This is a genomic window from Pusillimonas sp. ANT_WB101 (genome assembly GCF_008369125.1).
GTDB lineage: Bacteria > Pseudomonadota > Gammaproteobacteria > Burkholderiales > Burkholderiaceae_B > Allopusillimonas.
In genome coordinates, this window is sequence record NZ_VOAY01000002.1 from 339,805 (window position 1) to 352,469 (window position 12,665).

Annotated in this window: 11 protein-coding genes and 1 pseudogene; 3 read left to right on the plus strand and 9 right to left on the minus strand. The window is 54.4% G+C overall.

Annotated features, from left to right (window positions below; genetic code table 11):
* Window positions 1-128 precede the first annotated feature (128 nt).
* Complete coding sequence (locus tag FQ179_RS10520) at window positions 129-668, plus strand: YaeQ family protein (protein WP_149397257.1); 540 nt, start codon at window positions 129-131, stop codon at window positions 666-668.
* 52 nt (window positions 669-720) lie between these two features.
* Here the strand turns inward: FQ179_RS10520 and FQ179_RS10525 are convergent, their stop codons facing one another.
* Window positions 721-2,199 carry an aldehyde dehydrogenase gene (locus tag FQ179_RS10525; RefSeq protein WP_149397258.1) on the minus strand — a complete coding sequence of 493 codons (1,479 nt, stop codon included), beginning with the start codon at window positions 2,197-2,199 and terminating at the stop codon, window positions 721-723.
* 47 nt (window positions 2,200-2,246) lie between these two features.
* Complete coding sequence (locus tag FQ179_RS10530) at window positions 2,247-2,891, minus strand: DsbA family oxidoreductase (protein ID WP_149397259.1); 645 nt, start codon at window positions 2,889-2,891, stop codon at window positions 2,247-2,249.
* A gap of 356 nt (window positions 2,892-3,247) precedes the next feature.
* On the opposite strand from FQ179_RS10530, the gene FQ179_RS10535 reads away from it, so the two are divergent.
* Complete coding sequence (locus FQ179_RS10535) at window positions 3,248-3,664, plus strand: carboxymuconolactone decarboxylase family protein (protein WP_149397260.1); 417 nt, start codon at window positions 3,248-3,250, stop codon at window positions 3,662-3,664.
* Between the two features lie 335 nt (window positions 3,665-3,999).
* On the opposite strand, the gene FQ179_RS10540 is transcribed toward FQ179_RS10535, so the two are convergent.
* Together FQ179_RS10540 and FQ179_RS10545 are read right to left on the minus strand one after the other, a co-directional pair.
* Window positions 4,000-5,760 (minus strand): rhodanese-like domain-containing protein, encoded by a 1,761-nt coding sequence (locus FQ179_RS10540; RefSeq protein WP_255474944.1) that lies wholly within the window; start codon window positions 5,758-5,760, stop codon window positions 4,000-4,002.
* Between the two features lie 9 nt (window positions 5,761-5,769).
* Entirely contained in the window at window positions 5,770-6,363 is a 594-nt protein-coding gene (locus FQ179_RS10545) for a hypothetical protein (RefSeq protein WP_149397261.1), read from the minus strand.
* 142 nt (window positions 6,364-6,505) lie between these two features.
* Here FQ179_RS10545 and FQ179_RS10550 point away from each other — a divergent pair.
* Window positions 6,506-7,376: pseudogene (locus tag FQ179_RS10550) on the plus strand (LysR substrate-binding domain-containing protein).
* Between the two features lie 302 nt (window positions 7,377-7,678).
* Here the strand turns inward: FQ179_RS10550 and FQ179_RS10555 are convergent.
* From FQ179_RS10555 to FQ179_RS10575, 5 genes are read right to left on the minus strand one after another with little or no spacing between them, the layout of a single operon-like run.
* Entirely contained in the window at window positions 7,679-8,809 is a 1,131-nt protein-coding gene (locus FQ179_RS10555; RefSeq protein ID WP_149397262.1) for a M20 family metallopeptidase, read from the minus strand.
* Between the two features lie 32 nt (window positions 8,810-8,841).
* Window positions 8,842-9,750, minus strand: a complete 909-nt coding sequence (locus tag FQ179_RS10560; protein WP_149397263.1) for a prolyl oligopeptidase family serine peptidase — start codon at window positions 9,748-9,750, stop codon at window positions 8,842-8,844.
* A gap of 7 nt (window positions 9,751-9,757) precedes the next feature.
* A complete protein-coding gene (locus FQ179_RS10565) occupies window positions 9,758-10,759 on the minus strand; it encodes an ABC transporter ATP-binding protein (protein WP_149397264.1) in 1,002 nt (333 codons plus the stop codon).
* Window positions 10,756-11,742 (minus strand): ABC transporter ATP-binding protein, encoded by a 987-nt coding sequence (locus FQ179_RS10570; RefSeq protein ID WP_149397265.1) that lies wholly within the window; start codon window positions 11,740-11,742, stop codon window positions 10,756-10,758. The genes FQ179_RS10565 and FQ179_RS10570 overlap by 4 nt, the downstream gene beginning before the upstream one ends.
* Window positions 11,739-12,656, minus strand: a complete 918-nt coding sequence (locus FQ179_RS10575; protein WP_137238516.1) for an ABC transporter permease — start codon at window positions 12,654-12,656, stop codon at window positions 11,739-11,741. The genes FQ179_RS10570 and FQ179_RS10575 overlap by 4 nt, the downstream gene beginning before the upstream one ends.
* Between the last annotated feature and the right edge of the window lie 9 nt (window positions 12,657-12,665).

Here is a 12,665-nt window from a genome sequence, read left to right on the forward strand (position 1 = left end):
CGCCATGCACCGCATGCGCTTACATAGCTTGGTAAACTCGAGGCCGGCAATACACCCCGTCTTATCCAGTTCAGCGGCAACGATCAAGCCGAGCTGAAACACTTGCTGCACTAACGGAACAACCTTCAATGGCTTTACGCGCAACCATTTACAAAGCAGAAATCAATATTGCCGACGGCGATCGTAACTACTATGGTAGTCATGCTGTCACTGTCGCCAGACACCCATCAGAAACCGATGAACGTTTGATGGTGCGCCTGCTGGCCTTTGCGCGACATACTGATGGCGATGACACCCTGGCCTTTACACGCGGGTTAAGCGATGTGGACGAAGCCGACTTGTGGCGTCTGGACCTGACGGGTGCCATCCAGCAATGGATAGAAATCGGTTTGCCAGATGATCGCCGCCTGCTCAAAGCCTGCGGCCGTGCCGACGAAGTTATCGTGTATGCCTACGGGCGGAATGTAGACATTTGGTGGAACGGCATTAAAAACAAAGTTGCACGAGCACGCAATTTGAAGGTATACGCCCTGCCCACCGAAGCAACCTTAATGCTGGCTGCGCTGGCCAAGCGCAGCATGACCCTGCATTTCAATATGCAGGACGCCACCGTCTGGGTATCAACCGACGACGGCGAAGCCAGCATAGAGATTATGCCCTTAAATTAAACTGGCTCCGCTTCGCTTTGCGCAACAGCCGTATCAAACAGCCGGCCCGTTTCTATCGCATCACAAACGGGTTACTAGCCACCGCACCCGTATTGATCCACACCGACTTGGTCTGCAAAAACGCCTTTACCGCCTCAATGCCGTTTTCACGCCCCAGGCCTGAATCTTTGTAGCCACCGAACGGCGCCATAAAACTCACCGCACGATAGGTGTTCACCCACACAGTGCCAGCCTGAAGCTTTTCAGACATACGAATCGCACGGCCTATGTCTGTTGTCCAGACCGCAGCGGCAAGCCCAAAGCGAACATCATTGGCGATGCGCAACGCATCGGCTTCGTCTTCGAAAGAAATAATGGAAAGCACCGGCCCAAACACCTCTTCCTGTGCGATCCGCATATCGTTGCGTACGCCGGTAAAAATAGTGGGTTCGACAAACCACCCATTGCCACACTCGGGCGCAGTACCCTTTTTACCGCCCAGCACGACTGTAGCGCCTTCCTTCTTTGCCACGTCGATGTAGTCCAACACCTTCTTGAACTGCGGCGGCGTGGTAACAGGCCCCACTTGCGTATCGGCACTCATAGGGTCACCCATACGGGCGGAGCGGGCCACTTCCAGCAATCGTTTGACGAATTCATCATGGATGCTGCGTTGCACCAGCAGCCGCGACCCTGCTATACATGTTTGACCCGTAGCAGCGAAAATGCCAGATATGGCACCAAACACAGCCTGTTCAAGATCAGCATCCTCAAACACCACATTGGGGGACTTGCCACCCAGCTCCATAGACGTGTGCTTGAGCAGGCGCGCGGCTTTTTCATTGATGATGCGACCGGTGGCGTCCGAGCCTGTAAAGCTGATCTTCGCAACAAGCGGGTGCTCAACCAGCGCAGTGCCTACTTCTGCACCAAAGCCCGTCACCACATTAAATACGCCCGGAGGAAAACCCGCCTTTTCAAACAGCGCTGCAAACTCAAGCGTTGATGCAGACGTAAACTCTGACGGTTTAACAACCACCGTGCACCCTGCCGCCAGAGCAGGTGCCAGCTTCCAGGCCAAAAGAAGCAAGGGCGAGTTCCAGGGCGTGATGGCAACCACAACACCCACAGGCTCGTGGCGCGTGAAGGCAAAATACCCCTTCTTGTCCAGTGGCAGCGTGCTTCCTTCTATTTTATCGGCCAGGCCGCCATAGTAATAAAACCATTGAGGAAGATAATTCAACTGTCCATGCATTTCGGCAAACAGCTTGCCGTTATCGCGCACTTCAGTCTCAGCCAGGCTGGTTGCTTCTTGAGCAATCAAATCACCAAGTTTGCGCATTAGCGCACCGCGCTGTGTTGCCGTCATCTCGGCCCAGGGGCCGGTCGTCAAGGCACGATGCGCCGCCTGTACCGCCAGGTCTACGTCTTGCTCATCGCCGCGCGGGATCTCTGCCCAGGTTTCGCCCGTAAACGGGTTTTGCGTTTCGAACCACGCGCCAGACTTCGGTGCGCGATATTGGCCGTCAATATGTAGCTGATAACGTTTCATATAGTCTCTCCACTCCTTTTTTTTATGTCGCACAATCCAAGAGAAAATTACTCTCCAGTGCCCGCAATCTGGCGCAGCGCCTGCTCAAAAACCTCAACGGGCTGGCCGCCCTGAAGAAGATGCGCCTCATTAATGATAATGGCGGGCACAGAGTCAATACCCAACTTTTGATAGAACTGTTCTCGTTCACGCACCTCAGCGGTATAAGTGCCGGAGGACAAAACCTCGCGTGCCTGCTGCGCATCCAACCCCACCTGTGAAGCCAATTCCACCAGCACATCGTGCGCGCTCACGTCTTTGCCATCGGTAAAATACGCAGCAAGCAATGCGTGCTTGAGTGCTCTTTGCCGCCCTTCCAGGCCCGCCCAGTGAAGCAGCCGATGCGCATCGAAGGTGTTGTAGACACGCTCTCTGGCACCAAACACAAACCCAACCTCTTTGCCACGAGCGCGTATTGCCTCGCTGCTGTGCCGTACCTGCTCGGGTGTGCGCCCGTACTTCTCAACCAGATACTGCACGGTATCGCGCCCTTCTGCCGGCATCTGCGGGTTCAATTCAAAAGGCTGAAAATGAATCTGAACGCTCACCTCATCACCTAATCGCTCGATAGCCTGTTCCAGCGAAGCCAAACCGATGGCACACCATGGGCATGAAACATCAGAGACGAAATCAATTTTTAGTTCAGCAGCCATGACTGTATTCCTTATTGCTGTGCACTTTCACCGACTCCAAGGCGTCAGAAAGCGCTTGCTTCACCACCCCGCCGACCTAGCAAGGCTCTATATAACTGCGATACGCAGCCGCTGCTTACATCACTATATTATTACTAGGCACCATTAATAGGGACGCCTTTTAAACAACTCAATCTTACGATGGCTATGCACTGATGGCCTCAACCATAGTGTGTACCTGCTATGCCATAGGTTCAGCCGCGCCATTACTGACAGCTTACACCCCGCTTGCCGCACCGGTTACGCTGCACCCGTTACCGCCAGAGTTGAAACACCCCATACAATCGGAAATTCCTTCCCCTTAAAAAGGCAGCACCATGAGCAAACCAGAAGACAACCCCCTTGACGCGCTGTTTCAACAAGGCTTGAAGACCCGGCGCGAAGTGCTCGGCACAGAATACGTCGATGGCTCGCTGGCAAAGGCGAACGACTTCATGATGAGTTTCCAGCACATAACGACCGAGTGGTGCTGGGGTTATGCGTGGAACAGGCCTGGCCTCGAGCGCAAAACGCGCAGCATGCTTAACCTGGCGATGTTGACGGCACTGAATCGGCCTGCCGAGATCAAGCTGCACGTCAAAGGCGCACTTAACAACGGGGTGACTGTAGAGGAAATCAAAGAGATTCTGATTCAGGCCAGTGTGTACTGCGGCATACCAGCTGGGCTGGACGCATTCAAAGTCGCCAATCAAGTCCTCGAAGAGGAAGGCGCTTTTGAGGAAAAGAAGGATTGATGAGTTAAGAGCTGCTCACATATCACAGGTTTAATCAGCCCAAAAGGCGTGGGCAAACCACCCACACCATGTTCCAAACAAAGCCCGCCATCGCCTCATGGCAATGATGGCTACAAACAGACGGCATCGTTGGCTACCAGCCAGATACCGCGCTGTTCAAGGCCCCACCAGCGAACATGGGCTGTCGGCCGCATGCACGATCCGAATACCGGGAGCATTCGTGTTTCCGTGAACGAATTGAGGTGACCCTTGACTTGGCGTCGACCACAATCGCAATAGAAAGAATGGTGATCTTCTCGGGCTGATTATTCACGATGACATCACCAATGTTGCAGTCAAAACCCAATAGAAAACGTATTACGCTCCTGATCATCTATCTGCGAAACCAGATTGGTTTCCCATTCCAGATACTTGCGTGCGGCTTCTTTGTTGCCGTCGTGGCGGTCGTGCACAAAGAACAAGTAATCGATGCATGCTTCATCCGGCAAGATGTCATCATCTTCTACCAGCGGCAGGCCACTGGCTTTCAGCGCCCCAGCGTCAACAACGCACACGTACACAGCCGTACAGCCCATGCGCTCGAGGTCCTGAGCCAACAGCCTTAGTTTGCTAATGCTCGATCCCAACAACAGCACGGGGCGATCTGCCTGTCCCTGATCTTGTCCCTGGCCGTCGCCCTGTCCTTGTCTCTGGCCTTGGTCATCCCCTTCCCCTTCCCCTTCCCCTTCCCTGTGCCCGTGCACATCCAGCATCGCGCGAACGTCCTGATCTAGTGCTTGCCCATCCAGCATCGGAAGACCCAGCTGCCCATGTATTTGCGCAGCCAGCATAGGCCGTATCGTCCAGGCTGCCTGCTTAAGACACACTGCACGATAAGCAGTGCTAGATCTGGCGTCGAGCAAGATTGCCCGAGGGTGATCGCGCACAAAACTGGCCAAAGTGTCGACTGACAGCTCTTTAGTATGTTCAAGCACTGGTACAAATCGCGGTGCTTCGGGCAAACCCGTTAGCGCGGAAGGGTCTGCCAGCAGATAAACATTCCAACCCAGTTGCCTGAGCCAGCTCGCAACAGCAGGCGCACGTATGCCATCGGTGTCGCACAGAACCACTTTAGACTTACGCACACCCAAATACTGATCCGTCGCCTGAATTAACTGCCCACCCGGCGTGTGCTGCACCAGGCTCGGCAACTCACCCAGCGCATATTCTTCGTCAGTGCGCACATCACACAAAAACACCGTATGCGTATCCTCATCCAACCACTGCTTAACCTGCCGCGCATCAACAGTCTGAATTTTGAGTTTTTCAACCAGCTTGATAGCCTGCTCACGCTGTGCAACTTTAGACGCTTCGCTAACCTGCTCGGGGTACAGGCGACTGGAGCCATGCTCTAAAGGATAATCTTCCAGATACCACCCTTGCGTGCCGTTTTCCAGTGCAAGAACCTTGTTGGGCACGTTTAGATTGATGAGCGTCTGCGCGCCGATGATGCTGCGCGTACGGCCCGCGCAGTTAATCACAATGGTGGTATCGGGATCAGGGGCTAGCTCCCTCGCACGCAAGGCCAGCTCGCCATTCGGACAACAATACGCCCCCGGGATACTCATCTTGCGATATTCGGGAACAGGCCTGCCATCGAGCACAATGATGTTTTCACGTTCGTCAGCAAGCATGTCACGCAACTTTGCGGCAGACACGCTTGGTGTGTTGTACACATGTTCAGCAAGCTCACCAAAAGTTTTGCTGGGCAGATTCACGCCTGCAAACGTGGCATAGCCCGCTTTCAGCCATGCATCAATACCGCCTTCCAGCACATGCACATTGTCGTAACCCATGCGCAGCAAAGCTTGCCCCGCCGCCCGCACTGCGCCACGGGTTTGCCCGTCACCGTATATGGCAATGCGCGTAGCCTTGCGAGGCACCAGACGCAGCACATTGAGTTCTAAGTCGCTATAGGGCAGCGGAACCGCAAAGAAAAGATGATTTTCACCGTACTGACCGTGCTCGCGCACATCGAGCAGCGCCAGCTCCTCAGCATCGTGAATCCAGGCCTTCAGTTGATGGGCGTCGAGGTAGCGCAAGGTAGTTGAAATCATGGTGCAGTATCAGCTTGCGCTTTGACGGGTTTTAACACCCACCGACATGATGTTGCAGCTATTGTTTTCCATGTCGAAAGCGATGCGTTTGTCGAGCTTTTCCAACGCCAGGCCGTACATGTGCAGATGGCGAATGCCATCCTCATCATGAATACGCACCGCATGAATATCGTCTGCCAGCAAGGCTATACCCTTGCCCGGCCCGATTTGCTTTTCGCCCGTCTGCTCAAGCGTGGCATAGCCGGGCTTGTCACCATCGTCAGTGCGCTCGTAAAGATAGTTGCTCTCGGTACCTTCGACCGCAGCAATACAGGCCCATGTCGTATGGTTATGGGGCACAATTTTCTTGCCTGGACGCATAACGTTCAGATACAGCGCATACGTGCTGTCTGGCTCTTGGTGGATAAGATAACGTGCTTGCAACTCATCGCCTTCTGGCGGTGGGTAGTCATTTTCGGACCACAATTTGGTATGGGAGGCAATATCGATCAAGGCGCCAAGCACGACGTCGAGATTCTCCCGATTTACTTCCCCGGCTGTCTGGTGTTTGGCGATGTCAATAAAGCGCGATACGGCCGCCTGTCTTTCGTTTTCTGTATTCATAGCTATCTCCTGTGAGCTGTATCCAATATAGGACGATATGGCGAGAGGCACAATTTAATAGTATTTTGTATTACATAAGCAATGCTAATATATTGACAGTAAAAACACTCCTGAGATAAGTCGTCATACCAAGACGCTCAATATGAAAAACCTGGATCTTGACCTACTCCGAACACTGGCAACCATCAAAAAAAATTAATACATTTTCGGAAGCTGCCAGCATCCTGTGCAAAACCCAATCGGCGATCACCCAGCAGATGCAACGTTTGGAAGCACAGTTAGAGTTACCGCTATTTCAGAAGCAAGGCAGGCTGCGTGTTCTTACCCCGCAAGGCCAACAATTGGCAGACTACGGTCGCAGGCTGCTGGCGATTAATGACGAAGCCTTGCGTACCGTAGGGCAAAAGCAGATGGAGGGGCAAATACGCTTCGGTGCGCCGCTAGATGTTGCCGATACCATTTTGCCGCCCATTCTCACGCATATTGCACGACATGCACCCAAGGTAAGGCTAGAGATTCGTGTGGATCGCAGCCCATTTCTTATGGACGCCTTGGCATCTGGCGACATAGACCTCACTATTTCTACACGCCACGACTCAGGCCTGAACGGCTTTGCCTTGCGTACCTCTCCCACAGCATGGATGTGCGCCGCCGACTATGTACACAACAAGCGTGCACCACTGCCACTGATCTTGGCTGATGAGCGCAGCATCTTCAGGAAAATTGCGCTGCAGGCCCTGGAGCAGACACCGTTGACCTGGCACATTAATTATTTAGCCCCTACGCTAGTCGGGATTAAAGCAGCCGTACGCGCTGGCCTTGGCATTACCGCTCGCAGCGTAGAGTTTCTCGGGCCTGACATGCGTGTCATGGGCGAAAGCGATGGGTTACCGCCCTTGCCACCCATCACGTATATGCTGTGGTCTCGCAAAGACACCATCAGCCCGCTGACTCTGCATATCTATGAGATGCTCAAGGAACACTTCGAGCAAACGGTGTCGGTTGCTGTTTAACTACTGAAGTCAAAAATAATGCCCGCCCGGCGACTGACGACGACCATTGTTGACAGCCTACACTCTGCTCACACCTCTGCCCGCCGGACCTTTTCATGAATGCCTGCATCCCGGCAGCAACCAGTTTCTGAATCAACTGCTGGCGAAATAGCGCCGCACTTGGTCACGCAAGGCATCGAAATAAGCCTCACCAGCAGGCTCGTCAGGCGTCGTCGCCGCGCCTCAACCGCACATCTTAGATCAAATGGCGTACGTTGCCCCATGGCTGAATTAATTCAATTCGGGAAAAAACCCAAAGCCGCTCAATCCAGCTCGCACAACAGCTTAGCCCAGAACTCCTGACGCATTTCCAGCGTCGATACCAAGATATATTCATTTAGTGTATGAGCACCATCGCCATCAGCCCCCAGACCATCTAGCGTTGGCACGCCCATTGCAGAGGTAAAGTTGGCATCACTACCACCGCCAGTCATAGGAGCGTCTTCGAGCGCAAAGCCGGCCTTGCTTGCGCATGCTTGCGCCATCTGAAGCAACGCCGCCGATGCTTCTGTCTTGACCATGGGCGGGCGATTAAGCTCAACGTCGATGTCCAACTCAACATCAGGGTCTACAGCACGCAGGCTGCGCATGCGGCCTATCACACCGTCTGCCGCATCCATGTCAGGCACACGAAAATCAACAACGCAACGACATCGCCCCGGGACGGTATTGGTCACTGTACCGCCGGCGATGGTTCCTACACTGACGGTCACACCGCGCTCGTAGTCGGTCATGCCTTCCAGTGCCAGAACCTGGTGAGCCATCTCGCGTATGGCGCTGCGACCTTTTTCGTGTTGCATACCAGCGTGTGCTGGCCGTCCCTTAACGTTCAGGCGCAGCATGCCCGTTCCCTTACGTGCCGTCACGCATTTGCCGCCATCTGGACGGGCAGGCTCACAGACCAGACCATATTTGGCATTGGCCGCATACTGTTCGATCGACGGTCGGGATGCATGGCTGCCTGTTTCTTCATCTGGCACCATAAGAAAGTCCACTGGCAACGGCGTAGCATTGGGCTCTGCCAAGTCCATCATTGCCGTCAATGCCAGATAGATGCCGGCCTTCATATCGTAGCTGCCTGGCCCGTACAAACGATCATCCTCAATACGGCAAGGGTTCTCCTGCAAGGTACCAATCGGATGCACCGTATCCAAGTGCCCAAGAATCAGTATGCCCGGGCGGTCATCTTCTTTAGCGCGATTGGTCACGTAAACCAGCGGCCCCACTTCGTCGCCAATAGACGTAACCTCCACCCTCAAGCCGGCTTCTGCTGCTTTTTCCTGAACGAGCTTCGCCATGGCTGCAACGCCCTCACTTGAACTAGAGGGCGACTCGCAGCGTATCCATTCCTGGATACCCGAAACAAGCGCTTGGGTTTTCTGTGTATAGGTCATGGAGTGTGCTCGCTAAGTAAAAGGTTAAATAATCAGGCAACGTGCTGGCCGGCCAAGGCGTCAAGCTCTTTATCACTGGGCAATCGGTTCTCAAACCACAAGCTCGCGCATGCGGCTGACATGGCTCTGCCATCATGCCCAATGCCAGGAACGGTTTGCAAGGTCCAGTTGAACGGCACGCCAAGGCGTTCTGCTTCTCGCTTGCCGGTTTCAAAATAATGATGCGCCCGTGCATATCGATGCGGGCCTTGCCGTAAGGCAGCGGCATCGGACGGCAGGTTGGGGTCGTCTGTCGCCACGTCCTGGTCGCCGGCCAGAATCATCATGGGGTAGGCAAACAGGCGCTGCAGGTTTTGCTGGTTGAGGCCAATACCGTCCATGCCTTCCGGAAAGTCATGGGCAAACGTAGGCAAGGTGTACCAGCCTGCATTGGCAGGTGCCACAGCGTGGAATGGTTCATGCGACTGACTGCTCATTAACCGATGTACAAACTGCCCGCCAGCCGAATGCCCAAACAAATAAACCTTATTATGGTCGACGACACCCGAAGCACGCAGGCAATCGACAATGCGACCAACTGTCGCATAGGCCCAGCTATCGCCCGCCCTGGGCTTGCCATCTGTTGAGCTAAAGACGCTACCGTTGTTGTAATGCTCTACATCAGGCCAAGCTTCATCGGAGAAGGTTGGCGCAATGATCAGCAACTTATGCTTATCCGCAGCTGGTATCCAGAAATCGCGATATTCATCGCCATTGCGCAGCATGCCGTGCTGCACGATGACCACGGGCTGCCCGGGCGTATAAGCGCCCGAACGATAGGTATGCAATGTGACTGGTCTGTCTGCATTGTGTTCTTCGTCTATATACACAATTGCGTTGCGTCCCGAATGGGCAAGCTCACGTTCCATGCGATAGATATTGGAATTGTCTGGGGAGTTCATGCTGTTCTCAATCGTTCAAATGACAGGCCGACCAGTGATCCGGTGCGATTTCTTTTAACTCTGGTACCTGCTCGCTGCATCGTGGCATCGCACGTGGACATCGAGGATGAAAGGCACAACCCGTAGGTGGATTCAAAGGCGATGGAATTTCTCCCTGAATCGGAACAAATGAACGGCCACGCCGCTTAACGTCGGGCACCTCGGCCAACAAGGCCTGAGTATACGGATGATTGGCCCGCGAAAAAATCTCCTTTGCAGAAGCGCGCTCTACGATTTTGCCCAAATACATGATCGCAACGCGATCAGAAATATGTTTGACTACACCAAGATCATGGCTGATGAATAAATACGTGAACCCATGCTGCTCGCGCAGATCCATAAACAAATTGATGATCTGGGCCTGTATCGATACATCTAGGGCCGCCACAGGCTCGTCACAAACAAGAAACTTTGGCGCAACCATCAGTGCGCGAGCAATGCCTATGCGTTGACGCTGCCCACCCGAAATCTGATGTGGGTAACGATCGCGATATTCCTTGTGCAAACCCACCTCTGACAGCGCCTGATCGACACGTGCGCCAATTTGCCCGGTAGGCGACAACTTGTGTACACGCAAGGCTTCGCCCAGAATCTGGTGTAATCGCTGACGCGGGTTAAGTGACGCCTGCGGGTCCTGGAAGATCATCTGCACGCCCAAGGTGTAGTCAAGACGTTCCGCCCCCTTCATCGCGGCAACCAAGCGCCCTTGGTAAAGCAGCTCTCCCTCAGTCTGTCGATGCAAGCCTGCCACGACACGACCCAAGGTCGACTTTCCGCAACCAGACTCTCCAACCAAGCCAAGCACCTCGCCACGATTAATGGCCAGATCAACACCATTTACTGCATGTACCGTACGGCGATCCAGAGGTCTACCGGCCAGCGATAGTATCCGCTGTGCAAGATCGGGGTGCTGTTCAAAACGCTTGTGAACGTTACGCAGTTCAATGACAGGGGTGTCACGCTGGGTCATGCTTGTTCCGCCTGAAAGACAACAGGAACGTGGCAGCAAAAGCTACGCGATCCTTCATGGGTAACATCGGGGAATTTTTCTGCACAATAGGCAATGGCATTGGTGCAGCGAGGGCGGAACGCACAGCCAGATGGGCGCCCGGTCAGGCTGGGTGCCATCCCATCTATCTGGTACAGACGCGCGCCGGGTTCAGTTGTGGACGGCATGGACTCCAGCAACCCCTTGGTATAAGGGTGGCGCGGCGCGTCAAGCACATCATCGACCGGGCCGGCTTCAACAATGCGCCCTGCATACATGACAGCGATGTTATCGGCCAACTCGGCTACTACGCCCAGATCGTGCGTAATCCAGATCAGCGCGGTATTATTCTTACGACAGATCTCTTGCATGCGATACAGAATCTGACCCTGAATAGTGACATCCAAAGCGGTCGTCGGTTCATCGCAAATAATCAGGTCCGGATTATTCAGCAAGGCAATGGCAATAGCCACCCGCTGCCGCATCCCACCCGAAAATTCGTGCGGATAGCTGTCGAGGCGTTTCTCCGGAGCCGGAATACCCACCATATCCAGCGCCTCACGACATCGTTCGCGGGCCACGCTCGTCGAAACGCGCTCGTGCGTGAAAATGGCTTCCATCATCTGCTCACCGATGCGCAAAACCGGGTTCAGCGTCATCAGTGGATCCTGAAATATCATGGCGATGCGGTTGCCTCGCAGTCGACGCATTTGCTCTTCGTCCAACTTGCGAAGGTCTTCGCCCTTGAACAGGATCTCGCCTGCAACTACTTCGCCCGGTGGGTCGATCAGGCCCAGCAACGAAAAACCCGTCACTGATTTGCCCGAACCAGACTCTCCAACCAGACCCAGGATCTCGCCGCGACGCACTGTCAGATCGACGCCATCCACAGCCGGCCACGCCCCCTGTTCCGTATGAAACGCGGTACGCAGTCCGCTTACCTGCAGCAGTATTTCATTATTCATTGACGAGGATCCAGAGCGGCGCGCAGGCGATCACCCACGATATTGATGGACAGAATCAACAGCAGCAACGCAACACCTGGGAACATGCTGATCCAGTAATCGCCCGACAACAGGTATTCAAACCCAGTTGCAATAAGCAAACCCAGCGACGGCTCGGTAATGGGCACACCCACCCCAAGAAACGACAGCGTTGCCTCGAGCGCAATGGCGGTAGCTATCTGTATCGTTCCAAACACCATGACAGGCGCCAGGCAGTTGGGCAGAAGATGAAAGACCATGATGCGCCAGGCGGGGAAACCCAGATTGGCAGCCGCTTCCACGTATTCTTTACGACGCTCCTGCAACGCACGACTTCGCATGATGCGCGCATAATGCGCCCATTGCACCACGACAAGCGCGAGAATCACCTTATCGACGCCACGACCCATCATGGCCAACAATACCAGGGCGACCAATATCGTGGGAAACCCGAGCATGAAGTCGACCACGCGCATGATTAGCGTATCGACAAACCCGCCGATATATGCCGCCATCAAGCCCGCCAGGCTCCCTATAGTGGCGGCCAAGCTTACCGCAGACAAACCTACGATCAGGCTTATACGTAGACCATAAAGAATGGCGCTAAGCATGTCTCGGCCTTGATCGTCTGTACCAAGCCAGTAGACGTGGCCATCCATTGATTCTGCGCCCGGCGCCAGTCGCCCATCGAGCAGATTCAGGCTGGCAAGGTCGTAGGGGTTTTGCGGCGCAAAGTATGGCGCGGCCATGACCAGCACGATCAGGACAACCAGCGCGATGACCGACCCGCTTATGGTCGGACGGCTGCGCAGCTTCTTTAGAATACTTTTACGGTGTGGCGTCTGGATCAAGGGTTCGATCGTGCGCGCGTTCTCGCTATTTGCGGGATGTGTCATAAGTTGTTC